General features: G+C 62.3%; 29 protein-coding genes. 21 read left to right on the plus strand and 8 right to left on the minus strand.

The features are described from left to right. The first annotated feature begins 23 nt into the window (after nt 1-23). The 14 genes from LFL96_RS21210 to LFL96_RS21275 are packed head-to-tail and all read left to right on the plus strand — an operon-like array spanning nt 24 to nt 13,541. Nucleotides 24-2,021 (plus strand): hypothetical protein, encoded by a 1,998-nt coding sequence (locus tag LFL96_RS21210; protein WP_281002670.1) that lies wholly within the window; start codon nt 24-26, stop codon nt 2,019-2,021. Between the two features lie 58 nt (nt 2,022-2,079). Further along, complete coding sequence (locus tag LFL96_RS21215) at nt 2,080-2,514, plus strand: hypothetical protein (protein ID WP_281002671.1); 435 nt, start codon at nt 2,080-2,082, stop codon at nt 2,512-2,514. A gap of 4 nt (nt 2,515-2,518) precedes the next feature. Beyond that, on the plus strand, nt 2,519-2,893 hold the full coding sequence (locus LFL96_RS21220) for a hypothetical protein (protein ID WP_281002672.1): 375 nt from the start codon (nt 2,519-2,521) through the stop codon (nt 2,891-2,893). A gap of 14 nt (nt 2,894-2,907) precedes the next feature. Continuing rightward, nucleotides 2,908-3,069 carry a hypothetical protein gene (locus LFL96_RS21225; protein WP_281002673.1) on the plus strand — a complete coding sequence of 54 codons (162 nt, stop codon included), beginning with the start codon at nt 2,908-2,910 and terminating at the stop codon, nt 3,067-3,069. Next, nucleotides 3,069-3,551, plus strand: a complete 483-nt coding sequence (locus LFL96_RS21230) for a hypothetical protein (protein ID WP_281002674.1) — start codon at nt 3,069-3,071, stop codon at nt 3,549-3,551. Before LFL96_RS21225 ends, LFL96_RS21230 begins: the two co-directional genes overlap by 1 nt. After that, nucleotides 3,548-5,572: a phage tail tape measure protein gene (locus LFL96_RS21235; RefSeq protein WP_281002675.1), complete on the plus strand. Its 2,025-nt coding sequence runs from the start codon at nt 3,548-3,550 to the stop codon at nt 5,570-5,572. Before LFL96_RS21230 ends, LFL96_RS21235 begins: the two co-directional genes overlap by 4 nt. 47 nt (nt 5,573-5,619) lie before the next feature. Then, a complete protein-coding gene (locus tag LFL96_RS21240) occupies nt 5,620-6,582 on the plus strand; it encodes a hypothetical protein (protein ID WP_281002676.1) in 963 nt (320 codons plus the stop codon). Then, entirely contained in the window at nt 6,582-7,700 is a 1,119-nt protein-coding gene (locus LFL96_RS21245) for a hypothetical protein (RefSeq protein ID WP_281002677.1), read from the plus strand. The genes LFL96_RS21240 and LFL96_RS21245 overlap by 1 nt, the downstream gene beginning before the upstream one ends. Beyond that, complete coding sequence (locus tag LFL96_RS21250) at nt 7,697-8,341, plus strand: phage baseplate assembly protein V (protein ID WP_281002678.1); 645 nt, start codon at nt 7,697-7,699, stop codon at nt 8,339-8,341. Before LFL96_RS21245 ends, LFL96_RS21250 begins: the two co-directional genes overlap by 4 nt. Before the next feature lie 9 nt (nt 8,342-8,350). Continuing rightward, complete coding sequence (locus LFL96_RS21255) at nt 8,351-8,737, plus strand: phage tail protein (protein ID WP_281002679.1); 387 nt, start codon at nt 8,351-8,353, stop codon at nt 8,735-8,737. Then, on the plus strand, nt 8,727-9,911 hold the full coding sequence (locus tag LFL96_RS21260) for a baseplate J/gp47 family protein (protein WP_281002680.1): 1,185 nt from the start codon (nt 8,727-8,729) through the stop codon (nt 9,909-9,911). Before LFL96_RS21255 ends, LFL96_RS21260 begins: the two co-directional genes overlap by 11 nt. Beyond that, on the plus strand, nt 9,911-10,570 hold the full coding sequence (locus LFL96_RS21265) for a hypothetical protein (RefSeq protein ID WP_281002681.1): 660 nt from the start codon (nt 9,911-9,913) through the stop codon (nt 10,568-10,570). Before LFL96_RS21260 ends, LFL96_RS21265 begins: the two co-directional genes overlap by 1 nt. A 58-nt stretch (nt 10,571-10,628) precedes the next feature. Beyond that, nucleotides 10,629-13,019, plus strand: coding sequence for a hypothetical protein (locus LFL96_RS21270; RefSeq protein ID WP_281002682.1), 2,391 nt, complete (start codon nt 10,629-10,631; stop codon nt 13,017-13,019). After that, the gene (locus tag LFL96_RS21275) at nt 13,020-13,541 is read left to right on the plus strand and encodes a hypothetical protein (RefSeq protein ID WP_281002683.1); all 522 of its coding nucleotides are present in this window, start codon (nt 13,020-13,022) and stop codon (nt 13,539-13,541) included. On the opposite strand, the gene LFL96_RS21280 is transcribed toward LFL96_RS21275, so the two are convergent. From LFL96_RS21280 to LFL96_RS21290, 3 genes are all read right to left on the minus strand, one after another. Beyond that, nucleotides 13,538-13,708: a hypothetical protein gene (locus tag LFL96_RS21280; RefSeq protein ID WP_281002684.1), complete on the minus strand. Its 171-nt coding sequence runs from the start codon at nt 13,706-13,708 to the stop codon at nt 13,538-13,540. The two genes, LFL96_RS21275 and LFL96_RS21280, sit on opposite strands and share 4 nt — an antisense overlap. Before the next feature lie 48 nt (nt 13,709-13,756). After that, the gene (locus tag LFL96_RS21285; RefSeq protein WP_281002685.1) at nt 13,757-14,188 is read right to left on the minus strand and encodes a hypothetical protein; all 432 of its coding nucleotides are present in this window, start codon (nt 14,186-14,188) and stop codon (nt 13,757-13,759) included. A gap of 245 nt (nt 14,189-14,433) precedes the next feature. After that, nucleotides 14,434-14,724 (minus strand): hypothetical protein, encoded by a 291-nt coding sequence (locus LFL96_RS21290; RefSeq protein ID WP_281002686.1) that lies wholly within the window; start codon nt 14,722-14,724, stop codon nt 14,434-14,436. A gap of 192 nt (nt 14,725-14,916) precedes the next feature. Between LFL96_RS21290 and LFL96_RS21295 the strand changes: the two genes are divergently transcribed. The 7 genes from LFL96_RS21295 (at nt 14,917) to LFL96_RS21325 (ending at nt 18,540) form a co-directional block, all read left to right on the plus strand. After that, the gene (locus LFL96_RS21295; RefSeq protein ID WP_281002687.1) at nt 14,917-15,276 is read left to right on the plus strand and encodes a hypothetical protein; all 360 of its coding nucleotides are present in this window, start codon (nt 14,917-14,919) and stop codon (nt 15,274-15,276) included. Continuing rightward, complete coding sequence (locus tag LFL96_RS21300) at nt 15,273-15,824, plus strand: glycoside hydrolase family 19 protein (protein ID WP_281002688.1); 552 nt, start codon at nt 15,273-15,275, stop codon at nt 15,822-15,824. Before LFL96_RS21295 ends, LFL96_RS21300 begins: the two co-directional genes overlap by 4 nt. A 137-nt stretch (nt 15,825-15,961) precedes the next feature. Then, complete coding sequence (locus tag LFL96_RS21305) at nt 15,962-16,468, plus strand: Rha family transcriptional regulator (RefSeq protein ID WP_281002689.1); 507 nt, start codon at nt 15,962-15,964, stop codon at nt 16,466-16,468. A gap of 39 nt (nt 16,469-16,507) precedes the next feature. After that, the gene (locus LFL96_RS21310; protein WP_281002690.1) at nt 16,508-17,014 is read left to right on the plus strand and encodes a hypothetical protein; all 507 of its coding nucleotides are present in this window, start codon (nt 16,508-16,510) and stop codon (nt 17,012-17,014) included. Continuing rightward, entirely contained in the window at nt 17,011-17,214 is a 204-nt protein-coding gene (locus tag LFL96_RS21315) for a hypothetical protein (RefSeq protein ID WP_281002691.1), read from the plus strand. The genes LFL96_RS21310 and LFL96_RS21315 overlap by 4 nt, the downstream gene beginning before the upstream one ends. Before the next feature lie 37 nt (nt 17,215-17,251). Beyond that, the gene (locus LFL96_RS21320; RefSeq protein ID WP_281002692.1) at nt 17,252-17,719 is read left to right on the plus strand and encodes a hypothetical protein; all 468 of its coding nucleotides are present in this window, start codon (nt 17,252-17,254) and stop codon (nt 17,717-17,719) included. Then, nucleotides 17,716-18,540: a patatin-like phospholipase family protein gene (locus LFL96_RS21325; protein ID WP_281002693.1), complete on the plus strand. Its 825-nt coding sequence runs from the start codon at nt 17,716-17,718 to the stop codon at nt 18,538-18,540. Before LFL96_RS21320 ends, LFL96_RS21325 begins: the two co-directional genes overlap by 4 nt. Before the next feature lie 473 nt (nt 18,541-19,013). Here the strand turns inward: LFL96_RS21325 and LFL96_RS21330 are convergent, their stop codons facing one another. From LFL96_RS21330 to LFL96_RS21350, 5 genes are all read right to left on the minus strand, one after another. Beyond that, nucleotides 19,014-19,475 (minus strand): hypothetical protein, encoded by a 462-nt coding sequence (locus tag LFL96_RS21330; RefSeq protein WP_281002694.1) that lies wholly within the window; start codon nt 19,473-19,475, stop codon nt 19,014-19,016. Between the two features lie 685 nt (nt 19,476-20,160). Next, complete coding sequence (locus tag LFL96_RS21335; protein WP_281002695.1) at nt 20,161-21,360, minus strand: porin; 1,200 nt, start codon at nt 21,358-21,360, stop codon at nt 20,161-20,163. 108 nt (nt 21,361-21,468) lie between these two features. Then, nucleotides 21,469-22,821 carry a TRAP transporter large permease gene (locus tag LFL96_RS21340; RefSeq protein WP_281002696.1) on the minus strand — a complete coding sequence of 451 codons (1,353 nt, stop codon included), beginning with the start codon at nt 22,819-22,821 and terminating at the stop codon, nt 21,469-21,471. Nucleotides 22,822-22,828: 7 nt separating this feature from the next. After that, on the minus strand, nt 22,829-23,308 hold the full coding sequence (locus LFL96_RS21345) for a TRAP transporter small permease (RefSeq protein ID WP_281002697.1): 480 nt from the start codon (nt 23,306-23,308) through the stop codon (nt 22,829-22,831). Nucleotides 23,309-23,358: 50 nt separating this feature from the next. Beyond that, complete coding sequence (locus LFL96_RS21350; RefSeq protein WP_281002698.1) at nt 23,359-24,351, minus strand: TRAP transporter substrate-binding protein; 993 nt, start codon at nt 24,349-24,351, stop codon at nt 23,359-23,361. Nucleotides 24,352-24,778: the final 427 nt, after the last annotated feature.

The following is a 24,778-nucleotide window of genomic DNA, read 5'->3' on the forward strand; positions in this document are numbered from 1 at the left end:
TTTTTTATTGCCGGAGCGCAAACATGCCCGTCTATCAGGCTGGATCACTCAACACCACGGCACTGCAGGCGGCGGACCTGTACGTCATCATTCAGCCGCCGGGCGTCGCTTACATCAACGGCGTGCCGACCGATGGCCTCGGTCTGGTCGGCGTCGGCTCGTGGGGGCCGGTCAACGCGCCGATGATGGGTATCGGCACCAACGCGCAGGCGCAGCAGATGGTGGGCGGCGTGACGTTTCGCGCGCACGACATCGCCACCGCCGTTGCCGTTGGCGTCCAGAACAACGTCCAGAATTTCATTCTGGTGCGCGTCTCGGACGGTACCGACACAGCCGCCAGTGCGGCGCTCAAGGACACGGCGGGATCGCCCGTCACGGGCATGACGTTGACCGGCCTCTACACCGGCATCGTCGGCAATGGCATCACTGCCGGGATCACCACCGGCACCGCGGCGAATACCTACAAGCTGTCGATCCAGCGCGCTGGTTTTACGCCCGAGGTCTACGACAACGTGTCGCCGGGCGTAAGCGGCGGTGCCGTCACACCCGGCACTGGCTTCACCTCCGTCCCGGCGCTCACTATCTCCGCGCCGCAGGCCGCCAACGGTGTCCAGGCGACTGGCACGATCAGCCTGAAGGTGCTGTCCGCCAACGTGACAGGTGGTGGCGCGACCGGCGGAACTGGATACGTCACCGGCGACACGTTGACGCTGCCCAACGGCGTGATTCTGAGCGTGACGGCCGCGTCCGGCGTCATTACCGCCCTCACCGTGGCGAACGCCGGCGCTTTGACGGGCGGCACTGCGCCGACGGCGGCGGTCGCACCTTCCGCGACGTCCGGCGTCGGCACGGGCGCTCTGGTCAACCTCGTGTGGGGATTGGGCGCATTCACCCCGGTCAATCCGGGCGCCGGCTATACCAGCGCCACCGCGACCCTCACTGGGGGCGCCGGCACGGGCGGCTCGCTCTCGTTGACGACGAGCGTCTGGCTGAACCTCGTGAACGCCGTCAACAACGGCCAGACTGGCTTGCGCGGTCCGTCGCAAAACGTGATCGCCACCTTGGGCACATCGAGCAACGCGCCGAACCTCACCACCACGTACACGCTGTCGGGCGGTACCGACGGGGCCGCAGGCGTGACCGACACTACGCTGGTCGGCGCGGACGGTCTCACGCGGTCGGGCATGTACGCACTGCGCAAGTCCGGAGCACAGGTGGGCAACCTGATCGATTGCCAGACCTCGACCACGTGGAGCGCCCAACTCGCATTCGGCCTTCAGGAAGGCATCTATTTTCACAGCGCGAATCCGGCGGGCACCAGCATCACGAACAGCGCGGCGGCGCTCGCGAGCGCCGGTGTCGACGGTTACGGCTTTGCGTGCCTGGTCGGCGACTGGTCGTACTGGCAGGACACCGTCAACGGCGTGAACCGCATGCTCTCGCCCGCTACGTTCACGTCTGCGCTGCAGGCGGCGACGAGCCCGGAGCAGTCGGTGCTGAATTCTCCGATCGCCGGCGTCATCGCCACGCAGCGCAGCATGCAGAACTCGCCCTACAGCGATGCCGAAATCGCGCTGTGCGCGACCTCGCGGCTCGAAGTCCTGACCCTCGGCGCGCCGGCGGGCAGCATCTTCGCGTGCCGCACTGGCCGCAACGCGAGTAGCAACAGCGGCACGAACGGCGACAACTACACGCGGATGACGAACTACATCGCTTTCACGATCGCTTCGGCGTTCGGCTACGTGCCCGGCAAGGTTCAGACGGTCAATCTGCGCCGCAACGTGAAGGGCGCCATGGACGCGTTCTTCGCGAACATGCAGGCGAACAACATGATCGGGAACGTCAACGCGCCGACGCAGCCCGGCTGGTCCGTGCAGATCGACGCAAACAACAACCCGTTCAGTCAGGTCGCGCTCGGCTACATGGTCGCCACGGTGATGGTCACGTATCTCTCGATCGTCCGGTATTTCCTGGTGAACGTCGAGGGTGGCCAGTCCGTCACCGTCAATCCGGTCCAGTAGTCCTCTCCCCTTGCAATCCAGCCGCCTGCGGGCGGCGTTTTCATTTCTGGAGTAAGCCATGCCTCAAGCAGGTTTAAACATCGGGAGTGACTACCGGTTCGACGTTCTCACGGCAACCGGCCTGCTCACGCTTCCGACGCTGTTGCGGTTCAACAAGAAGAAGATCACAAACAAGCTGACGGTCAAGCCGCTCAACACGCTGCCGATCCATCTCTCTTTTCAGGAGGGCGGCTGGGAAGGCACATTCGAGGTGTCGCGCGCGGACTCGACGCTGGACGACTATTTCGCCGCTCTGGAAGCCGCGTACTACGCGGGCGTGAACCAGCCGTCCGGATTCATTCAGGAAACGATCCAGGAGATCGGCGGCAATATCAGCACCTACCAGTTGCAGGGCGTCGTGCTGTATTTCGACGACGCTGGCGACGTCGAAGCCGAGAAGAACGTGATCCAGAAGGTCTCGTTTCTCGCCAGCACCCGCATCAAACTGAGCTAACTCCATGACCGATCTGAACGTTACCCAATCGAGCGGCGATCAGGCCGCTCCCGAAGGCAAACCCACCATCAACGGAAACACGCTGGTGGTATCCGTGAAAGACGGCCGCAAACTCACACTCACCTATCCCGGTCCGCTCGCGCAATACAAGCTGGTTCGGGCGATGGGCCCCGTCGAATCTGAAAACGCGCGGCTCTGTCGGATGTACATGCCGCTCATCTACCTGAGCGCGATCGACGAAACGCCAGTTCTATTGCCGACCTCGATGTTGCAACTCGACGCGCTGGTCGAGCGTCTCGGTCATAAAGGGCTCGCCGCCTTGCAGGACGGCGTCCAGGTGTTCGACGCTTCCGACGAGACCGAAGAAGCAAAAAAATAAGCCGGGATCCGGGCTTGCGTCAGACACTAATGCTGACTCAGGCAGGGGTCCCGTGGGACGTGGTGATGAATCTCTCGCGCGCCGAATTGCTCGGTTACTGCGTCGCGGTCGGCGAACTGAAGGGCGGCACGTTCGCATGGAGTCGCCTTGAGTGGGAGCAACCCAAGGGGCCGTGATGAAGGAATATAAGTCGTTTGGTGCGTTTGCTCGCGCATTGGAACGAGCCGCCGCGGAGCTGGAAGCCTCATACGCGACCGCGATGGAGGCGGGCGCGCTTGTGGTCGAAGCGGCCGCCGTCGCAGAGTTCGGCCACTATCAGCGCGAGGACATGGGTCCGTTCACACCATGGGCCGAACTGAAGGATGCGACCAAACAGGTGCACATCCAGACAATCGTCGACGACGAAGCTGCGGCCGACGCCGGTCCCAACACACCAGAACTGCTCAAGGGCCAGTTGCGAGCGAGCGTCAAGCACGAAGCAGGCCCCAAAGAATTCGTGGTCGGCAGCGAGGCGCAGGTGATGGTCTGGCAGGAACTCGGCACGCCGAAAGGGTTGCCACCTCGTCCTGTTCTGGGTGTGGCTCTCTTTCGAAACATCAATCCTGTGCTCGAACTTGTCGGACAGGCCACGGTAGATACGCTCACAGGCAAAAAATGATCAACGCGTACGCGATCGGCGTCACCGCCACGCTCGAAGACAATGTCACGGCGCGGTTGATGGGCATCGTTGACTGGTCGGACAAGGCCAACGCGAGCCTGCTCGAACTGACCTCGACGCTGCGCAAGTTGTCAGGAGCGGGCATCAGCCTGTCGCGCAACCTCGACAAGGCTGCGGCCGCATCGACCGCCCTGGGCGATACGTCCGGTGGCCTCACGCGCGCTAGCTACGTGCTTGACACGATGGCCGCAAGCAGCGCGGACCTCGCGCGCAACATGGCTGCTGCGCGCGCTGAGGGCAACGGCCTCGGTAGTGGCATGCGGCCCGGTGGTGGCGGTGGTGGTGGCGGCAACGACGGCGCGCCCGGCGGCGCCTCGCGAGAATCCGGTAGCGGACGCGTGGCGACCGGCGCGGGAGTTGCGACGGCCGGCATGCTCTATGGCGCGTACGAGAATGCGCGCCTTGCCGACACCAACGTCAAGTCGGTCGCGACTGCGCAACTGCCGTTTTCCGAGTGGCAAAGCAGCATCGAGGATCTGCGCAGCCGCGAAATGGAGTACGCGAGCAAATACGCGTGGGCCACTGGCGGCCATATCGAACCGTTCGCCGAATCGCTGCTCGACGGCGCGCGGCTCATGCGCACGCTTTCCGCCGACAAGCAGAAGGAGATGCTGGACCACGCGATGCCGTACATCGCGCTCGAGGCGAAGCTCAAAGGCGTGTCGATGGGCGAATCGACGGATGCGTTCATCGGTCTGTCGCACATGGCCGGCGCGTACGATCCGAAAGATGCCGAGCCGCTGTGGGAATCGATGCTTCAGGCGTCGCTCACGTCGCACGCGTCGCTCGGGCAAATCGCGCGCGCAGCGAGTTACGCGCTGCCTTCACTGCATGCCGCCGGTGCGAACTCCAGCGACGTGATGCTGCTCGTGGCCACCATGATGCAGGGCGGCATCATGAACACGAAGAGCGGCACGTGGTTGAACGCGATGGCCTCCAATGCGTTGCCGAACACGCTGGGAAGCGGCCTGTTCTCGAATAAGAAGCAGAACGAGGCACTCCACGAACTGGGCCTGTACAAGGGCAACAAATCGCAGTTCTACAACAACGGCAGCATGGACCTCATGAAGGAGGTCGCGATTCTCGCCGCTGATCGGGAAAAGATGGAGCCGCTGAAGTTCAACGCCCTGTTGAAGATGGCGTTTGGCACGCAGGGGCAACGCGGTGCGTCGTTCTTCAGCGAAGACACCACGATCGCGAACCTGCATGCGCTCGCGGACCTGAAGAACCAGTCACAGCCGCCGATGGACATCGGCAGGATGATCGGACAGGTCAGCACCGTGGGACTCGCCGACCAGACGATCGCGAACGCGAACATCACGCTGATGAACGGCACCGCCACGCTGATGGGGCCCATCAACTCGGCGCTGAAAGGCACCGGGTCTTTCTTTGAGAAAACGGCGGATTTTACGAAAGATCACCCGGTGGCTGGTGCAGCATTGGATTTTGGGATGCTGTTCAGCGCGGCGGTGCTCGGGATGGGCGCGTGGAGTGGCGCCAAGGGCGCGTCGACGATGCTGCAGAAAGGCGTCACCGGTCTCGCAAAAAACCTGACGTCTGGCGCTGGATCACTGCTGTCTCGCGCGGCCACCATGCTGACTGGCGAAGAGATTGGCTTAGCAGCGCTGGCAAGTGCTGGTGGCGTGGTCGCCATCAGCTCGCTTCTGGCGGCCGGGATCGGCTACATGATCCAGCGCGGCCTCGACGCCGCCGCGTCAAAAATGACTCCCGACCAGCAGAACACGTTCTATCAGGGGGTCGCAGGCGGAGTGCCGCTCACGTTCGGCAATAAGGTGACCGAGCCTGTCGCGCCTTACGGAAAAGTCGGCGAATGGATTCACAACCATTTTTACGTCGACAGTCAGGAAGTCGCGACGAAGATGATCCCGCCGAAATCGACCGGGCCGACCGGCATGAATCCATCGGCGTCGCCGTTTAGTCCGGGCATGGGGATGTACTGATGAATCCGTTCGTTACGCTCACTCTCGACACGCCGAACGGCTCGTTCGTGTTCGACGGTGCCGAGGTTCCGGAACGCATCAGGTTTGGCGGCTCTCAACTTCTGGCGGTCGAGAAGATGATCGGCGGCCGGCGGCGCATCAACGCACTCGGTGCCGACGACGCGCCGCTGGAATGGTCGGGCATCTTTCTCTACGCCTCGGCGCTTGCGCGCGCGCGATTTCTCGACTCCGTGCGCCGCGAGGGGCTGTCCTGCACGCTGACGTGGGACGCGCTCCGCTTTCAGGTGACGATCGCGGAGTTCCACGCCGATTACGAGAAGCCGTTCAAGATCCCCTACTCGATCAAGTTTGAGGTGGTCGAGGATGAGACTGCCACGGTGGACTCGGTGCCGGCCATCACGCCGGCGCAGTCGCTGGCCACCGATATGGCGCGTATGGGGACGCTCTCGAACTGCATCGGCGATTCGACGCTGAACGGGCTGGTCGGCGACCTTCAGACCGCGATGAATGCCGTCAGCGCGGCGGCGCAACCTATCGCGAACGGCCTGAAGGCGGTGACGTCGTTCGTCGCGGGCGTGGCCAATTGCGCGGATCAGGTGGTCAACACGGTTGCGGGCGCCGTCTCCGCGGTCGTCTCGCCGCTCGCGGCGGTCGCGTCGCACGTGCAGTATCTGATCAGCTCCGCCGAAGGCATCATGGCCAGCGGATCTGGCGTTCTTCCCGGTTTGCCGGCCTCGCAGACCGCGTTCACGGTTCTCGCGCGGATGAACTCCGCAGTGCAGTTGCCCGAACTGTACGAGCTGCGCAGCATCACGGCCCGGATGCAGGTCAACCTTCCGTTGGTGACGACACCCAGCAGTCCGAAGACCATCACGGTGGGCGGCGGCGACCTTTACTCCATTGCCGCCCAGCAGTATGGCGACGCGAGTCGATGGGTCGATATCGCGGCCGCGAACAACATTACCGACCCGGTGCTCACCGGTATCAATACCCTGACGATTCCAGCCTGATGCTCAACCAAATTCCGACCACAGGATCTCTCGTCTCTCCGCGCGCGATCCTGAAGGTTGGCTCGACGGTCATCGACTGGACAAGCTGGGAGGCAGAGCACAACTCGATCTACGAAGCGGGAACGTTCCGCGTCGAAGTGCCCGCCGTGTTCGGCGACTGGCCGTGGTGGACGCAGCAGACCGAGATCATCGTGGACGTGTATGTGGGTTTCCCGAAAGATCCGGAGAACTACTCGTCGCAGGACCTGACGCTGTTGCAGACGTTCAGGATCGACGAGATCCGGATCAACGCCGCAACGCAGGGCATTTCGCTGGTCGGACGCGACCTGACATCGCTACTGACGGATCAGAAAATCGACGTCAAATTTCCGAACCAGACTGCCGCGCAAATCGCGACAACGATTGCAAAGCAGGTCGGCCTCACACCGAACGTACAGTCGACAAAAGATCTGATCGGCCATTTCTTTACGCTGGACCACGTGAGCCTCCATCGTGAGAAAACGATGTGGACGCTGCTCACGTATCTGGCCCAGCACGAGGGTCTGCAATGCTTCGTACTGGGTCGCACGCTCTACTTCGGCGCATTCGGAAGCGCGTTGTCGAGTGAGCCGTACCTGATCCAGTACGACCCGCCGACCGCCGACCGGCCCTATCCCATGTCCAATGCCCTGGATATCGACTTCGCTCACGATCTGACGCTCGCGCAGGACGTATCGGTGCGCGTGCGCAGTTATCACGGCGAGAAGAACGCCGCCTATACGTCGATCGCCACCGCCAGCCGAACCGCCAAGCGGATCGAACGGGACGCTCAACTCGCGCAGACCTTGCAGCGTTACGACTTCACGTTCGCGGGTCTGACGCAGGCGCAATGCGATGCGAAGGCCCAGCAGTTGCTGGCGCAGATCAGCCAGCACGAGTTCAAGATGTCCGCGAAGCTGCCTGGCGACACGCTGATCTATCCATGGACACCAGTCGTCGTGCAGGGTACGAACACGCCGTTCGATACGACGTACGCCGCAGCGCGCATCAAGCGCCGCTGTCAGGCCGATCCGCCGCGCTTCGACATGACCGTTCACGGGAAGACGGTCACTGCGCAGCAGTCCGTGGAGCTTTCATGATCGAGCACATCAAGCGCGTCGTGTCCGAGTTCATGTCGAACTTCACGTCAACCAAGTACGGCCAGATCAGTGCGTACAACCCGAACGATTACACGGTCAAGGTGCTGATCATGCCGACGTTGCAGGAGACCGGCTTCGTTCCCCTCGCGGCGCCATGGGTAGGCAATAACTTTGGCGCCGTGTTCGGTCCCGCCGTTGGCGACGCGGTGCGCCTCGACTTCGTTGACGGGAATGTCGAGGCGACGATCGTCGGCAGCCGCTTCTTCAACAACGGCGCGCGGCCCCCTGTTGTCCAGTCGGGGCAGGCGGCGATCGTCGACAGCAAGGGCTCGTATATCAAGCTGAACAACGACGGCACCATCAACATCAACGCCGCGACCGGCATGTATTTCTCGGCGCAGACGATTGCTTTGCAAGCAACTCAGACGATCGGCCTAACCGCTGGCACCGAGGTTACGAACTCTGCACCGCAGATCGAACTCGACGGACAGGTCACTCAGGGCACAGGACCGCAGGGCGGCTTCGCCACCCTGAACGGGCCGGTCACAGTGAACAACGACCTTACCGCACAAGGCAAGAGCGTCCATAACCACACGCACCTCGAACATGGTGCAGGCAGCCAGACCAGCCCGCCGACCTGAGACTAGACGATGCCCGATTCTTTCCACTGGTGGGGCCAGGACATTCAGTTCTCGGCCTCAGGCGACGACCTGCTCGCGAGCGGCGTGACGGAGTTGAACCAGCGGATCGTGCGCGCGTTACTGACGCCGACCGGTTCGTACATCTGGCACCCCACCTACGGCGCGGGTCTCGGTCGATTCGTCGGCCGCGCCCTCTCACCCGAAGAGTTCGCGCTGATCAAGTCGCTGATCGGCGGAGTACTGGCGATCGAGCCGGATGTGCAGAAGCAGCCGGCGCCAACGTTCACGTATCAGAACGACGCGACCGGGCTGTTGAGCGTCACGATCAACTACACCTACGCGCCAACCAGCGTCCCGCAGACCCTCAATTTCAACGTGCCGGCATATGGCTCTTAACCAGCAAAGCTTCACGACGCTCGTCCAGCAGCAGGTCGCGGCGATCCAGTCGGCGGTCGCGTCCAGCGCGTCGGCGGTCGCGACACTCCTGTCGTTCGTGATCGGGTCGATCGAACTCGCGCGCGTCGAGGCGGTCGCTGCTGTATCGATGTGGCTCCAGTCGCTGGTGATGCAACTGCTGGCCGTCACCCGGCTGTCGACCTCCACCGGTAGCGACGTCGACAGCTTCATTGCGGATTTCGGCTGCCCGCCGCGAGAACAGGCGGTGCCGGCCACGGGACAGGTGGTGTTCTCGCGATTCACGCCGACCGGCGTCGCGACGATTCCAGCGGGCGTCTACACGCCAAACGCAAACGGAATAGGAGGCAGCTATTCCGGCGGCGCCATGGTGCTCACCGCGGACGGCACCCAGCCGTTTCAGGTTATTCCAGATTCGACGCAAACGTACTGGAACGCGGCAGCGAACGCCTACGTCATTCCGGCCGGCATCACCAGCGCTCAGGTCACGGTTCAGGCGGCCAACGCGGGGACGCAGGGAAACGTCGCGGCTGGCTCCATCACGACGATCTCGACGGCGATCGTCGGCGTCGATACGGTGAACAATCCGGGCTCGTTCGCAAACGGCGTGAATCAGGAATCCGACGCCGCGGTGATGGCGCGCTTCCAGTTGTACGTGCAGGGTTTGCGCGCCGCAATCCTGACGGCCGTCGAGTCAGCAATCGAAGGTGTCCAGCAGGGCATCCAGTACGAGATCGTCGAAAACCAGACGCTCGCCGGCGCCACGCAATACGGCTTCTTCTACGTGATCATCTCTCCGTTCACGTCGGCGCTGCACGACGCAGTCTATTCGGCGATCAATGCGGTCCGTGGCCTGAGCATAACCTTCGCGGTGTATGGCGCTTCTTCCCTGACCGCCAACGTGGTGGTGACGGTTTCGGCCGCGCCGGGATACACGTTGGCGAACGTCGAGGCCGCCGTGCAAACAGCGATCGAGAATTTCATCGCATCGGTGCCGCTGGGCGGCACGCTTTCGTACTCGCAACTCTACGCGGCCATCTGGGCGGTGCCGGGCGTGGCGATCCCCGTAACTGGGCTGACGATTAACGGGGGCACGTCCGACCTCGTCGCCACGGCACAGCAACAGGTAACGGCCGGAACTGTGACGGTGAACTAATGGCGATCGGCGATCAGAACGACATCTTCACGCGCCTGAAGGCGCAGATCCCGACCTCGTGGTTCAAGCTCTCACCGAACTTCGATGCCACTCTGCAAGGCCCAGCGTGGGCGCTGTCGACGAACTACGCTCAGATCACGTATGCGACGTTGCAAACGCGTATCGCGACAGCGACCGACGGCTATCTCGACCTGATCTCGAACGATTTTTTCGGAACGGCGTTGCCCCGATTACCGAATGAGCAGGATGGCCCATACCGCGCCCGGATTCTGGCCAACCTCTTCGTGAAGGGCCCAACGCGCGCCAACATGTCCGCCGTGCTGACGCTAGTCACGGGTCGCGTGCCGACGATCTTTGAGCCTTCCAACACGACCGATTCGGGTGGATGGGATGGCGGCTTTTACTGGGACACCGGCGTAGGTCAATGGGGCGCACCGATGCCCTATCAAAGCTTCGTCACCGCCTATCGACCGCTCACGAGCGCACAGTCGCTTGGCGAACTCGATTCGTGGCGATGGTCGTGGGACTCGTACGGGGCGTGGTCCGATCAGCCCGTCACGGCGATCAACGACGCGGCCATCATCGCTGCCGTCGAGTCCACACGAATGACCGGCACCGTCGTCTGGATGCGAATCGCGAACAACCCGATCACACCCTGACCTCTCCTCGCAATAACCAAGCCGCCTTCGGGCGGCTTTTTTCGTTTACGGAGTCTGAATGGATCGCGCCACCGTTTATACGCAGGAACAGGGCCGCAGCGTCGATTTCCTGTTCGCGCAACGCGCCACGATGATCGGTCTGGGCAAGCTCGCACAGGCGATCATGGGCGGCAACACGATGGTTCGCGGGCTGCCCGTCGCGCCGAACTCGCCGGCAGCGCTCAATGTGGTCGTGGGGATCGGCGAAATTTACTCGCTGGCCCAGGTGGACGCCACGGCATGGGGCGCCCTGCCCGCCGACACGACCGACTTCATCGTGAAGCAAGGCCTGAACATGGCCGCGCAGACAATCGCGACGCCCGCGCCGACTACCGGTGGCTACAGCATCGCGTATCTGATCGAAGCCCAGTATCAGGACCAGGACACGAACCCGGCGGTCTTGCCGTTCTACAACAGCGCCAACCCGCAGCAACCGCTGAATGGCCAGGGCGGCAATGGCGCGGCGCAGGCGACCGAGCGGCAAGGCGTATGCGTTATCCAGGCAAAAGCCGGGATTGCCGCGCCGACCGGCACACAGATCACGCCCACGGTCGACGCCGGCTGGACGGCGCTTGCCGTCGTGACCGTTGCATTCGGTCAGACGAGCGTCGTATCGGGAAATATCACGGTCCCCGCCGGCGTGCCGCAGTTGACGAACATCCTGCAGATGATGCAGACCGAGTCGACGAACTACGCGGTCGACACCAGTACGACGCCGAACCAGATCAGCATCGCATTGACGCCGCCGATCACGTCGTACACGGACGGCATGCAGTTGAACTTTCGCGCGGCGAACAACAGCAGCGGCGCGGTCAATATCAATGCGGGCCCGGGGAACGTCTCACTCTCTGGCGCCGCCGGCGCGCTGCAATCCGGGGAGATCGTCTCTGGCGGTTACTACACCGCCGTCTACCAGTCGAACACCGGGACCGCGGTGCTTGTCGGGCAAGGCGCGGGCGCCGAGCAAATCAACCCTGCAACGCAAAGCAAGCACGCTGTCCAGTTGCAGCAGGCGCAGGCGATGCGGGGAACCTATAACGGCTCCTACTCGTACAGCACTTCACAGGCTCTGACCGCAGCCCAAGTCGGATCGGAAATCATCTTTTTCGGTACGAGCGCGGGTACATTTTCAATGCCGCAGGGTTCGACGATTTCTCAGGGGAGCGGCTTCAGCATCGTCAATGCCAGCGTGACGGCCGTTTTGACGGTGGCGCTTTTCTCCGGCGACCAAGCGTTGTCGGGCGGCAGCGTCACGCCCACCTCTATCTCGCTCCAGCCGGGTGACGACCTTGAAATTACTCGTTCGGGCGCGGCGACACAATGGATCGTTACGGGCTCGGCCATTCGCCAGTTCAATCCGCTCGTAGTCGCCGCCGCAACCGCCAGCACGCATGCCCTACAACTGCAGCAAGCACAGGCTATGCGCGGCACGTTCAATGGCGCGTACGCCTATAACAGTTCGCAAACTCTGACCACGGCGCAAGTTGGAGCGATCATCAATTTTTACGGTACAACTGCGGGAGCCTTCGCTGTTCCGCAAGGCTCGACGGTCGCGCAGGGAAACGGGTTCTACATTTTGAATGTCAGCACGGCAGTGTTGACGATCAACCTTTTCTCCGGAGATCAGGCTCTTCCGGGCGGTGGGGCAACGCCAACGTCGATCGCGATGCAGCCTGGCGACGATCTCGAAATTACGCGGTCAACCGTTTCTACACAGTGGCTCGTCGGCGGTTCGTGCATTCGGGAGTTCAATCCGCTTTCTGTCGCGGCTGCTACGGCTGGTCAGCATGCGATGCAGTTTCAGCAAGCGATCGGCCGGCTTATCAACGTGCAGACTTTCGCTGCGGCGGGCACGTTCACCTACACGCCTTCGGCAGGCACGAATAGCGTGGTTGTTGACGTGCATGGCGGTGGGGGCGGCGGCGGCAGCGTCGTTTCGACCGGTGCGTCGCAGGTGGCCGCTTCTGCCGGCGGTGGTGGCGGCGGGTTCGCGCAGAGCCGGCTCCTGAGCGGCTTTTCCGGTGCCTCGGTAATCGTGGGGGCAGCGGGGCCTGGTGGAACGACCGGCGGCGGCGCAGGCGGTTCTGGCGGATCGAGTTCGTTCGGTGCCCTTCTTTCTGCCACCGGCGGCGGCGCCGGTGCTCCGGGCGCTGCTGTGGCGAACACTGCGTCTTCGATGGCTCCCGGTGGTCAAGGCGGTACTGGCACTGGTGGGAATCTCATCAACAGAAACGGAGTCACCGGTGGCAACGCCACGACTATCGGAACCAGTATTGGTCGTGGCGCCGGCGGTCCTACTGGTGGTGGAATCTCAAGCGGTGGCGACGGCCTTCAGATCGGATCAAGTGTGTCGGCGGGAGCGGGTATCAATGGTCAACCGGGGTATGTGCGCGTGTGGGAGTATGCGTAAATGAAAACGTATGCACGAATCGATGCGGCAGCCGTCGTAGAATTCTTCGAAACGGATGGAGACATCGCAGACATGTTCCATCCGGATCTCGTGTGGGTGGACGTCACCGCTGCTAGCCCGGTGCCTTCGCTTGGGTGGTCGGCCACAGAGACTAACGGAAAGTGGACGTTTGCCGCCGCTGCGGCGCCTGTCGTTACGCCGCAAATGGCAGCACTGGCCGCACTCGCTGCAGGCATCTCGATAGTGAGCACCGGTACACCAGCACTCAACGCGACGTACGCATGCGACTCACTTACCCAGTCGGATATCGTCGCGATCGAGACGAGTCTGAACGCTGGGAAGGGCTTTCCTGGCGGCGGTGGCTCGTTCAACTACCCGGATGCCGCCGGCGTCATGCACACCTTCAGCGAGTCGAATTTTTCGAACTTCGCGGCGGCAGTTCGAGACTACGTCTACGCTCTCAAATCGGTCATGTCAGGCGCATCCTCGACGCTTCCCGCAGCATCCACGACGATCGCTTAGTCGGGCGCAGGTACAGGGTTTTCTTTGCTGGGCTGCTCGGTCAACGGAGGGGTGATGAAGCGCCCTTTTTTATGATGCAGTTCAGCGAGCTTCCGGTCCTTCGTGTGCATCGTGTCTCCCGTTTCAAACTCGATGCGATATGTCACTTCCAACGCCCCGTCGATCATGATTTTCTCCTTTTGAGGGCGGTAGTCTAACATCGCCCGAGAACGCGATCAGAACCGGTAACGCCCGATCAGCATATCGACCGAATGCCAGATCGGCGGCCCGGAGTTGTTGCTCGTCGGCTTCACGAAGAAGTGCTGATAGACGAGCGACAGGTTTTTATAGCTTGCGGTCGCGCCGACTACCGCGCCGACGCGCCAGCCGTCCGAGCTCGCATAGTGCAGGCTGATCGGGTCGGTCTGCCAGTCGTGATAGACGATGTTCGAAACGTCTTCCGACCAGACGGTCTTGTGGATGAAAGGCCCTGCCTCGATGCCGACCCGCCAGTTGCCGGTCTGGTAGTACGGCTCAAGCGAGAGGATGAAGCCGGCTTCGTGGCCGGAACCGTGATAGTTCGCGAGCGGCAGGCACGGGCCGTTGCAGGCCTTGGTCTGGACGTTGTAGTTCGCGTCGAGCGGCACGGCCTGGGCATCGGTGTGCACGGTACCGAGCCAAGCCCAATCGGCATGCCAGTCAACGCCCCAGTTCGCGGTCCGCCAGACGGGGCCGGTGAGCCCCGCTTCGAACGCGGGCGCCTCCAGCCGCAGCTTGTGCGCGAAGGCGTCCTGATACCAGTAGCCGTCGGGCCCCTTGCTGTATACCGAGGCTCCGACGCCAGCTTCGAGGTGTACGTAATCGGTGATCGAATCAGCGCGCGCACCCGACGCGACGCAGCCGAGAGAAAGCGCTACTGCTGCGGCTCGCCACCCGGCGCCATGTCGATTACCGCCCCGTACGACCGCGCGAGATCGTGAAGTTGCTCGACGTTCGTGATGTGCATGCCGCGCAGCAGAGCGAGCCCGAGCATGCCGTACATCAGGACGTGGAAGCCCATTTCCCGCCTTTCCTTGTCGGAAGTGTATTTGTGAAACTGACCGCTGGTCGACACGCCGAACAATTCGGCCATCTGGGAATTGGTAAATGACAGCTCCTCTCTGAGGCGCCGAAGCTCTTCCCGCGGGATGGGCTGAAAGTGCATGGGGACGAAATCCAAGCGCGCGTGCGAACGCGCCAAAAATGATCTTCATGGCGAGGTTCCTTTCGGAGTATCGGGCACCGCGGAGTGCTTAGCCCTGTGCATCGAAGAATATCACCTTTAGGGTGATAGTCAAGCAGCAAATAACACGACCATCAAGCCGCCTTTGGGTGGCTTTTTTCATTCCGGGGATTCATGGAAGCCAAAGACATGCTCAGCCTCCCTGACGATGAGTTTCGCGCTCACGTCGTCGAATATCTGGTGGCGCACGATGCGGCGATTGCCGAAAACACGGCAGTGACGCGAAAGGTGGAAGCGACTGCCGAGCAGGTTGCTGAAGACACCGCGCTGATCCGCAGCATTCTCGGAGACGTGGCGGCCGGCGCCCTTTTCATGTGTCGTCTGGCCGCCGCGTGGCGCTTCTTCCAGAAGCAGGTGTTTATTCCGATCGTGCTGCCGTTCCTCGCGCTGTACGGCTTCTGGTACTACGGCGAGTATCACCGGTTCCCCGCGTGGCTTGCGGACTGCTTCAAATTCCTGATGGCGGTCCTATGAACCTCACGGCAGCCATCGTCGCCGCCGGCTGTGGCGCGTCGCCGTCGCGCGCGGCACTATTCGCGCCACTGCTGCAACTCGCATGCGACCACTACCAGATCACCGCACCGCTCGATGTCGCGGCGTTCCTCGCGCAGACCGGCCACGAATCGCAGCGCCTGCTCTACACGAAGGAGTTGTGGGGGCCGACGGCGGCGCAGCGCGCGTATGAGCCGCCATCGCAGAAGGCGTCCGCACTCGGCAACACACAGCCCGGCGACGGCCAGCGATTTTGTGGGCGCGGACTGATTCAGATCAGTGGGCGCCGCAATTACACGCTCGCAGCGATCGGCTTGGATCTCGACCTACTGAACCACCCGGAGCTGCTCGAACAGCCGGCGAACGCCGCCATGTCGGCCGGCTGGTTCTGGTTCAACAACAAGCTGAGTGCAATCGCGACCGCTGGCGATTTCGTCACGCTGACGCGGCGCATTAACGGCGGGACGACCGGACTCACCGACCGGCAGGAGCTATACGACGCGGCGAAGAAAGCGCTCGGCGTCGCCTGATCCCGAATCACCTCACCTCAAGCCGCCTTCGGGCGGCTTTTTCGTTTCAAGACCACGGATAGACCGGCCAGTCGAAAACGCGCTTCCCGGGCGCGCTGCCGTGGTCCCTCATGTCCGGGCATCTGCGGGAGATTCCCATGAAAGACTTTCCGTTTCCTCTCGTCGTGCCGATCGAAGGCGAGGCTCGCGCGTCGTCCGAGGTCATCGCGCGCGGTGTCGGGCAGCAACACGCCAGCGTGATCAAGCTGATTAGGCGCCATCTGGCCGATTTCGAAACCTTCGGAGGGGTCGGATTTGAAATCCGAACCTTTGACACGCGCGGCGGCCCGCAACAACGCGAGTTTGCAATGCTCAACGAACGGCACGCAACGCTTCTGCTCGCCTTCATGCGCAATTCGCCGAAGGTGATCGAGTTCAAGATTGCGCTCGTCAAGGAATTCTTCCGAATGCATGACGAGCTGAGCCGGCGCGAGCAATCGCTCTGGAATCAGATGCACGCGCTCATCGCGCGAGAAGTCGAATCGAAGGTGCGTGCATCGTTCGGCTCGCGCCTGATGACCGAAAGAAAACGCGAGATTCCGCGCTTTGACGAAGAGCGATCGCTGCTCGAGAGTCAGATCCAACCATCCCTCCTCACTCACTGAACCCGGCTCCGGCCGGGTTTTGCATTTCTGGAACCCCAAATGAGCGTCGAGCAAACCCACGAACTCAAAGACACGCTGACCGCGGACTACTTCGTGCCGGGTCATGCCGAGCGGGCGACAACGTCCCTGTTCGAACGAACGAAGAAATTGCTGATCGCGCGCGAAGGCGGCCGGTGCTTCATCACCAATATGACCGCCGAAGAACTCGGCGCACCGCTACAGGCCCATCACCACCCTGTCGAGCGCTGCTTCGCGACAGCGTGGAATTGGCCGCGCTTTGCAGACGACTGCAAGGCCGGTAAATGGGGGCCTCACGCGCAGGCATTCGACTGGGATTCGTTCCTGGCAGCGGTGCCTTTTGACCCGTATCAATTCGTCGACGACATGACCGTCAACGGAATGCTGCTCGGCGCTGGGCAGCACATCGGTAAGGACGAAGGTCTGCATCGTTTGCCGTTCCCGGTCTGGCTGTTCACGAAGTACGCCGTCGAAGGCTACGTCTTCTCCCCCACCGAAACCATCCACCACGATCCGGAGCATCTATGAACTCGACTCCCACCAACACCGCAATCGCTGCCGGCGCCGGCGCAGTCGTCGCACCCGTTGTCGCATACGCTGCGGCTGCTCTACATGTCGCACTGCCGGCCGACGTTCAGGGCGCGATCGTCGTGCTGATCGTCGCTGGCGCGCACTGGCTGTCGCAGCGTTTCCCGGTCAGCAAGCAACCCTCCACCACCGCGCAGTAAATCCCGCCGCGCTCGCGGCATATCCGAAGGAAATCCCATGAAAAAGCTTTTCGCCGCTTTCGCGGCCGGTCTCGTCGCGCTCGCACTCGCCGCATGCTCGACCACGCAGCAGGCTACCGCATCGGCAGATCTCGCCAAGCTGCAGACGGTCGTCACCAACGGTTGCCTGGTCGTGCAGCCCACGTTGGTGGCAGTCGCGGCCATCGATCCGGCCGTCTCGACTGTTGCGACCGCCAACGGCCTATTCTGCGCGGCGTCGAGCGCCATCACCGTCACCTCCATGCAGTCGCTCGTATCGACCGGCATTCCAGCGATCGAGCAGGCCGTTACGGCTTCGACGCTCATTCCGGCTGACCAGAAACCGCTCGTGATGGCGGGCCTCGGCGTCTTTCAGTTGACCGTGGTGAATGCTTTGGCCGTGTACGGTGCGCCGCCGCCCGCCGCGGCGCCTGCGTCCGCGCCGGTCGCCGCATCGACGCCGCTCGCCGGCGCGCCGCTGCAATGAAGCCGATCCGGGTCGCTTTCTCGGGCTCGGGCTTCAAGGTGCCGGCGCACGCCGGCGCCCTGCAGGCGATCGTCGACGCTGGCTACCAGCCAATCGAGCTCGCAGGGACGTCGGGGGGCAGTATCTGCGCAGCGCTGTACGCTGCGGGCATGTCGCTGTCGGACATGAAGACGCTGGCGCTGACGCACGACTGGTCGGACATGATGTCGTTCAGCCCACTCGCGGCGTTTCGCATGCGCGGGTTCTGCGACGGCCAGACGTTGCTGGCGTGGATGAAGGAGCACACGGGCGGAAAGACGTTTGCCGAGCTCGCGATCGACCTGACAGCGATCGCGTCGAACGTCGCCAACGAAGGGCCGTTCGAGTTCTCGCGCGCGGCGACGCCGGATTCGGAAGTAGCGCTTGCCGTTCGCTCGTCGACGTCGATTCCGTTTGTGTACGCGCCAGTCGCCGTCGGCGATGCCCTTCTGACCGACGGAGGGATGGTGAACAACATCCCGGTCGACCGACTGAAGGTCGACGCGGTACCGCGCCTCGGCGTGCAGCTGGTGAGCATGGATCTGCCGTTGCGGCCGAAGAGAAAGTTGTGGCCGCATCAGTTGGTCATGCGGTTGATCGATCTCATGCTCTCGGCGTGTGAATCGACGCACGTAAGCGCGGCGCAGGCGGCCGGTGCGCACATGGCATTCGTGGAAACCGGTTACGCGTCGACGCTGGATCGCAACATGCCGCTCGAGATCCGGCAGCGGTTGTTCAACGATGGCTATGCTGCCACCAAGGCAGCGCTACAAGCCATGGTCGGTTCGGGCGTTGCGGCCTGAGGCTTGCCCTGCACTGAGTCCCGGCGGCCCGTCCGTGCGGCATTCTCTGCGCGTGCGAGGCCTTCGGGAATCATCGCGCGGTGTCCATCGCGGCCGCGACGCGGACAATAGCTCTACGGGTCGCCGCTAGCCGATCGTCCTCGACATTTTCCCTGAACCAGCCAGACCGCAATGTGCCAGCATCTACCCAATCGTTTCCGTGGTATCGATGCCGGACTCCGATGTTCAGGCGGACGCTCAGCCGAAACACGTCAGCGTCGTCCGCGAGCGGATTCCACGGGGCGCCAGCTGTTTGCCGGCCATCGTAGCAGTCAGCAAGCCAGCACATTGAACCGTCGTCTGCCCAGACAAGGCCGATTCCTGCTGCGCGCGCGGCGCGTCTAATGAGCTCCCGGTCGCACTCGGTCACAGTATCTTTCCTGCCTTAACGGAACGCCTTATCCATCCCCGCCTCCCGCGCCCGTTGGCGCACTTCAATAGCAACTCGTATTGACCGTATTTCCGACCGCGTTGGACGTGCAGTTTAGTGGCGCTGGTTTTGCTTGTCGCTGGATCATCGCGGCGCCCAACATTGCGTTTCTTTGCGCCTGCGCGTCGGAGATAACCCAAGATTTTGACAGGTCGTCGGCCAACGTCTTTTGAATCATCGCCGCGTTTTCTGGTTGAGCCTGCATCGCGCCGCAGTACCGGATGACCCGATCCTTAGCGTCGTTCATCCTGTCAAAGTGTGGCAGAACGACGTTGCACCAGCCTGCGTACCACGCTGAATCACGCGCTCCAGAATGCAAAACTTCATAGTCACGGCCAGCGCGATCAGCGTTCATGAGCGCGTCCCTTCGGCCATCAAAGCCAATGCCTTCAACCGCGCACCCGGCCAGCACTGACAAACACAATCCCGCCGCAAGAAATCGTCTCATTTTTCTCTCTGCGCTCACGCGCACCTCTTTCAAACCCGCATCTGCGGCGCGTCAATCGTCCCTTTTGAACGACATCTTCATCCGCCTCTCCTCTTCCGCACTGAATTTATACGGAGCGTACACGCGGCCGCACCGCTTCAGTTCGCTCTCCAGCCTTCCGTGTATCTTCTGAAGTGCATCGCCGCGTGAAAGTAAAGTCGGCGCTTCCGTCGCGGCCTGCCGACGCAAATCTTCCGCCAACATGCGTAACTCGGCGAGTGTATAACGCAGAGTCTGGACTTCAAGAATTAGGCGTCGAACGTCGGAGTTTGGGTGCGCCAGCCACCAGTCACGGAGCTCATCGTACCTAGGTGGATTGAAAGGCGGAAGGGTGTTCATGGCGGGCGCAAGTACCTGTATATGCATACAGTATATCGCCCTCGGGATTTTGTGGACCGCCCGTCCAAAACCCATCTGTACGTTGTTGATTTTATTAGGCCAAACCACTCCATTAAAGTACATTCACGGGTGCGGAGCATTCGCCATTAAGTCTATGAATTTAATGCAAAAACTATGTTTTAATGCAACATGCTCCTCACCGACGTGAAGCGCGAAAACTGGGCCACGGGTGGCCGTTTGTGGTCGGAAGCCGATAAATGAAAAAACCCGCTACGCGCGACATGCTTCGCGCGTAGCGGGTTTCAAGCCGCCATACTCCCGCCGCCTAGAAGCGGTGGATGATGCCCACGCCCGCGGCGAACTGGCTGCGCGACGAAGACGGCGCGCCGTTCTGGCCGTCGCCGATATCGGCCGTTGCATTGATGATGCTGGTGCCGTTCGTCGCCAGCGTCTGACCGCCCGCGCGCTGATACGCTTCGAGTGCATACAGGCCGGTACGCTTGGACAGGCTGTAGTACTGCGAGAGGTTGAACTGCTGGTAACGCGCCGAACTGCTGATGCCGTTCGCCTGCGTCGCGCGGGTGTAGCTGTAGCCGGCCGCGAGATCCAGCGCCGTCAACGGCTTGTAGTGCAGCACCGCGCCGCCGGTGTTGAAGATCGCGGTGTTGTGGAAGCCCGAGTTGATGCCCGCGATGTACTGCACGTTCGAGTACGAGAACGACACGTCCCACTGCGAGTTGAACGCATAGCCGCCGGTCACCGCCACGCGCTGCTGCGCCTGCGCCTTCTGATAGCCGTTGTTGATGCCCGACACGCCAGCCTGCGCGCCCGCGTTCGAGGTCGTCGAATCCGCGCCCCACGCGCCGCCGCCCGGCGTCGAGTTGTTGATGCGCTGGAAGCCCACCGCGATGCCGAACGGGCCGGTGATGTACTGCAGCGCCGCGCTCCACGTCGAACCTGCATTGAAGCTGCCGGCCACGCCGCCCAGCGAATACGAGCCGCTCGCCGTCAGACCGTGGAAATTCGGCGACGTGTACACCAGCGAGTTGTTCGCGCGGTACAGCGTATCGAGCGAGTCGAGGTCGCCCGGATGCGCGCCGTATGCGCCGGTCAGCCACGTGGTCGGGCTGTAGGTCGACAGCAGCGTGTAGTACGAGGTGTACTGGCGGCCCGCCGTCAAGGTACCGTAGGTTGCGTTCGCGATACCGACATACGCCTGGCGGTTGAACGCCAGACCGTTGACGCCCTGCGCGCCGGTCGCGCTGTTGAAGCCCTCTTCCAGCTGGAAGATGGCCTTGGTGCCGCCGCCCAGATCCTCGCCGCCCTTCAGGCCGAAGCGGCTGCCCGCCCAGACCCCGTTGACCATCTTGACGGCCGAGTGGCCGCCCGTGGTCGAACCGAGCGATGTCTGACTGCTTTGATAGCCGATCCCCGTATCGATGATCCCGTACAACGTCACGCTGCTCTGAGCGTGCGCGCCAAGGGCGACCAACCCCAGGGCCGAGGTTGCCAATGCCTTTTTCATTTCTGCTCCTCTGTTAAAAATCGTTCTTGATTTGTGGCGGCACGCAGGCGCCGCCGGGTGTGGATCGGTGTGTCCGGGTTCGCGCCGGCGTTTGCCGGTGTCTTTGCGTCAGAACACCGGATGTCCATTGATCAGGCTTGGCAGCCAGGTCGAAAACATCGGGACGTAGGTGACGATGTTGATCGCGCTGAAAATCGCGAGGTAATACGGCCACGCGACCTTGGTGGTCTCGCCGATCGACACGTTGCCGATCGCGCAGCCGATGAACTGCACCGAGCCGATCGGCGGATGCACGAGACCGAGCGCGCAGTTCAGCAGAATCATGATGCCGAACTGCACCGGGCCGACGCCCGCATGCATCGCCATCGGCAGGAACAGCGGCGTGGTGATCAGGATGTGCGCCGCCATGTCGACGAAGGTGCCGAGGAAAATCTGGATCAGGTTGATGTACAGCAGCATCAGCCACGGCATGCTGGTCGCGCCGTCGAGCATGTGCTCGATGGCATCCGGAATCTCCAGGTACGCCATCTGGTAGCGCAGCATGTTCGACACGCCGATCAGCAGCAGCACCACGCCGGTCGTCTTCGCCGCCTTGGAGAGCGCGTGAAAGAGCTTCTTCATCGTCATCGAGCGGTACACGACGATGGTCAGCACGAGCGAATAGAACACGGCGATCGCGGCGGCTTCCGTCGCGGTGGCGATCCCCTTCGCGACGCACACCAGAATGATCGCGATCACCATCAAACCCGGCACGGCGCCGATGAAGGTGCGCGCGACCGCATACCAGCCGGGGAATTTCTGCAGCTCGGTCGACCCGTCGGGACGGCGCGGATAGCCGTACTTGACCGCTTGCCAGTACGCGGCGATCAGCACGAAACCCATCACCCACAGCACCGGCAGCAGACCGGAGAACAGCAGGTCGCCGATCGACACGCCGCTCATCGGATGGCCGTTCAGCGTCCCCGTGATGCCCTGCGCGGCGAACGCGTAGATGATCATGTTGGTCGAGGTCGGCATCAGCGCGCCGGCCAGCGACGAGTGCGTCGTCACGTTCACCGCGTACGCCGCGCTATAGCCCTCGCGCTTCATCAGCGGAATCACCACGCCGCCCATCGCCGAGGTATCCGCCGACGGCGAACCCGACACGCCGCCGAACAGCGTGCAGGCCACCACGTTCGCCATCCCGAGGCCGCCACGAAAATGTCCGACGGTGGCCTGCGCGAAACGCAGAATGCGGTCCGCGATACCGCCGTGCAGCATCAGCTCGCCGGACAGAATGAAGAACGGCACCGCGAGAAACGAGAAACCGTTGATGCCGGAAATCATCGCCTGCATCGCGGTGGCGGCCGGCAGACCTTCGTACAGATAAGTCAGGACGCAGGAGAGTCCCAACGCGAATGAAACAGGAACCCCGAGAACGAGAAAGACGAGGAAACTGAGTGAGAGGATGGCAAGTTCCATGGTTCTTCTAGTGGTGTTTCTTCACGAAAAGCGCGAGCAGGTTCTCGATCGAGAACATCGCGATGCAGACGCTGGCGACGACCGGAATGCAGTAACGCAAGCCTTCCGGCAAACCGAGAATCGGAATCCGGTCTTCCATCGTCGCTTCGGCCATTTGCAGACAGCCGAAGAAAATCGCCACCGCCAGCGCGATCAGGCACAGATGCTGAAACGCCGCGGCGACGAGCTGCCCCTTCGGGGGCAGCTTCTTCACCAGCGAATCGAGGCCGATGTGACCGCCCTCGCGCACTTTCAGCGCCGCGCCGAACATCGCGATGACGATCACCAGCAGAAGCGCGATCGGCTCGACGAAATCGGGCGCGTCGCTGAAGACGTAACGCATCACGACGCTGTACATCACGAGCACGCTGAGCACGGCGAGGCTGACCGACGCCACCACCACCAACGCGTTAAACAGAAAATCATTCGGGCGCTTAATGAATCTCATGGACCCCATCCAGGTGCTTGCAGAGGCTTTCAGGTGCGATAGACGAGGCCTTACTTGATGGCCTGGATCTCATCGACGATCTGCTTCATCTGCGGGGTCTTCTCGTACTTCGCCCACACCGGCTGCATCGCCTTCACGAACGCCGCGCGGTCGATCTGCGACGCCGCGACGATCGTCGCGCCGCCCTTCGTGACCGTCTTCGCCGCATCGTTCTCACGCGCGGTCCACAGCTTCTGGTAGTACGGCACCGAATCGGCGGCCGCCTTCTTGATGATGTCCTGCTCCTGCGGCGTCAGCGTGTCCCACACCTTCTTCGAGAACACCAGCACTTCCGGCGTCATCGAATGCTGCGTTTCGGAGTACACCGGCGCGACTTCGAAGTGCTTGGTCTCTTCGTATGACGGCAGGTTGTTTTCCGCCGCATCCACGAGGCCCGTCTTCAGGCCTGTATAGACTTCGGCGAACGGCATCGGCGTGGGCGTGCCGCCCATGGCCCGGATCTCGTCGACCATCAGATCGGAAGGCTGCACGCGCACCTTCAGGCCTTTCATGTCGGCCGGCGAATGGATCGCCTTCTTCGTGTAGATCGAGCGCGCGCCGCTCTCGTAGAACGTCAGCGCGATCATGCCCTTGGCCTTGAAGGCGTCGAGAATCTTCTGGCCTTCCGGGCCGTACATCACCTTGCGGAAATGATCGATGTCGCGGAACAGGAACGGCAGCGACGGAATCATCGACTCGGGGACGATCTCGTTGAACGCCGCGCCGTTCGCGCGCGCCATGTCGAGCGCGCCGATGCGCACCTGGTCGACGGTGTCGTTTTCCGAACCCAGTGCGCTGTTGCCGAACACCTTCACGGTGTCCTTGCCGCCCGTCGCCTTGCTGATCTCCTCGCCCATGAACTTCACGGCCATGTTGGTCGGATAGGTGTCGCCATGCACGTCCGACACGCGGAACGTGCGGGCGTGGGCCGATGCGGCGCCGAAGGCCAGCACCGAGGCTGCGACGATTAGTGAAACGCGGGAGGAGGCAAACTTCTTGTTCATCGTGACATTCCTTGTAAATAGGCCATCCAATCGATTGCGGAGGGCGGGCGGCGAATGCTTGCCATGCTGGCGTGTGCGTCCCCGGCACCGGTGCTCAGCGCTCCTGTCAGACATCTCGACATCTTTTACTTTTGCTTCGACTGCCTCGGCGCGCGGCGTGTGGATTGCGCATCGCGCATCGCTCACGCCGCTACTGCCTCTGTTCGTGCCGCGGTCCGAAATTCACGGAAAGGAATTTGTTTGGACTCATACGTTGTACGACGACATACGAAGTCTATAAAAGGCCCGTGGCGTTGTACAGACGGTATTTACCCGCAGAATTGGGATAGCCGGTATGGATGACCGGAGGCCTGATGGCGCTGAATCCCTGTGCTATCGGCATGTCGTCGGCAGCGACTCGGGAGCGCGTGGCGAGCCGTACCGGAAC

The sequence above is a fragment of the Paraburkholderia sp. D15 genome (genome assembly GCF_029910215.1).
Classification (GTDB): Bacteria; Pseudomonadota; Gammaproteobacteria; order Burkholderiales; family Burkholderiaceae; genus Paraburkholderia.

Excerpts from the sequence above, each read along its gene's own strand:
- LFL96_RS21210 (WP_281002670.1), top strand. The coding sequence starts at position 24 with ATGCCCGTCTATCAGGCTGGATCACTCAACACCACGGCACTGCAGGCG.
- LFL96_RS21215 (WP_281002671.1), top strand. The coding sequence starts at position 2,080 with ATGCCTCAAGCAGGTTTAAACATCGGGAGTGACTACCGGTTCGACGTT.
- LFL96_RS21220 (WP_281002672.1), top strand. The coding sequence starts at position 2,519 with ATGACCGATCTGAACGTTACCCAATCGAGCGGCGATCAGGCCGCTCCC.
- LFL96_RS21230 (WP_281002674.1), top strand. The coding sequence starts at position 3,069 with ATGAAGGAATATAAGTCGTTTGGTGCGTTTGCTCGCGCATTGGAACGA.
- LFL96_RS21235 (WP_281002675.1), top strand. The coding sequence starts at position 3,548 with ATGATCAACGCGTACGCGATCGGCGTCACCGCCACGCTCGAAGACAAT.
- LFL96_RS21245 (WP_281002677.1), top strand. The coding sequence starts at position 6,582 with ATGCTCAACCAAATTCCGACCACAGGATCTCTCGTCTCTCCGCGCGCG.
- LFL96_RS21250 (WP_281002678.1), top strand. The coding sequence starts at position 7,697 with ATGATCGAGCACATCAAGCGCGTCGTGTCCGAGTTCATGTCGAACTTC.
- LFL96_RS21255 (WP_281002679.1), top strand. The coding sequence starts at position 8,351 with ATGCCCGATTCTTTCCACTGGTGGGGCCAGGACATTCAGTTCTCGGCC.
- LFL96_RS21260 (WP_281002680.1), top strand. The coding sequence starts at position 8,727 with ATGGCTCTTAACCAGCAAAGCTTCACGACGCTCGTCCAGCAGCAGGTC.
- LFL96_RS21265 (WP_281002681.1), top strand. The coding sequence starts at position 9,911 with ATGGCGATCGGCGATCAGAACGACATCTTCACGCGCCTGAAGGCGCAG.
- LFL96_RS21270 (WP_281002682.1), top strand. The coding sequence starts at position 10,629 with ATGGATCGCGCCACCGTTTATACGCAGGAACAGGGCCGCAGCGTCGAT.
- LFL96_RS21275 (WP_281002683.1), top strand. The coding sequence starts at position 13,020 with ATGAAAACGTATGCACGAATCGATGCGGCAGCCGTCGTAGAATTCTTC.
- LFL96_RS21280 (WP_281002684.1), bottom strand. The coding sequence starts at position 13,708 with ATGATCGACGGGGCGTTGGAAGTGACATATCGCATCGAGTTTGAAACG.
- LFL96_RS21290 (WP_281002686.1), bottom strand. The coding sequence starts at position 14,724 with ATGCACTTTCAGCCCATCCCGCGGGAAGAGCTTCGGCGCCTCAGAGAG.
- LFL96_RS21295 (WP_281002687.1), top strand. The coding sequence starts at position 14,917 with ATGGAAGCCAAAGACATGCTCAGCCTCCCTGACGATGAGTTTCGCGCT.
- LFL96_RS21300 (WP_281002688.1), top strand. The coding sequence starts at position 15,273 with ATGAACCTCACGGCAGCCATCGTCGCCGCCGGCTGTGGCGCGTCGCCG.
- LFL96_RS21305 (WP_281002689.1), top strand. The coding sequence starts at position 15,962 with ATGAAAGACTTTCCGTTTCCTCTCGTCGTGCCGATCGAAGGCGAGGCT.
- LFL96_RS21310 (WP_281002690.1), top strand. The coding sequence starts at position 16,508 with ATGAGCGTCGAGCAAACCCACGAACTCAAAGACACGCTGACCGCGGAC.
- LFL96_RS21315 (WP_281002691.1), top strand. The coding sequence starts at position 17,011 with ATGAACTCGACTCCCACCAACACCGCAATCGCTGCCGGCGCCGGCGCA.
- LFL96_RS21320 (WP_281002692.1), top strand. The coding sequence starts at position 17,252 with ATGAAAAAGCTTTTCGCCGCTTTCGCGGCCGGTCTCGTCGCGCTCGCA.
- LFL96_RS21325 (WP_281002693.1), top strand. The coding sequence starts at position 17,716 with ATGAAGCCGATCCGGGTCGCTTTCTCGGGCTCGGGCTTCAAGGTGCCG.
- LFL96_RS21335 (WP_281002695.1), bottom strand. The coding sequence starts at position 21,360 with ATGAAAAAGGCATTGGCAACCTCGGCCCTGGGGTTGGTCGCCCTTGGC.
- LFL96_RS21340 (WP_281002696.1), bottom strand. The coding sequence starts at position 22,821 with ATGGAACTTGCCATCCTCTCACTCAGTTTCCTCGTCTTTCTCGTTCTC.
- LFL96_RS21345 (WP_281002697.1), bottom strand. The coding sequence starts at position 23,308 with ATGAGATTCATTAAGCGCCCGAATGATTTTCTGTTTAACGCGTTGGTG.
- LFL96_RS21350 (WP_281002698.1), bottom strand. The coding sequence starts at position 24,351 with ATGAACAAGAAGTTTGCCTCCTCCCGCGTTTCACTAATCGTCGCAGCC.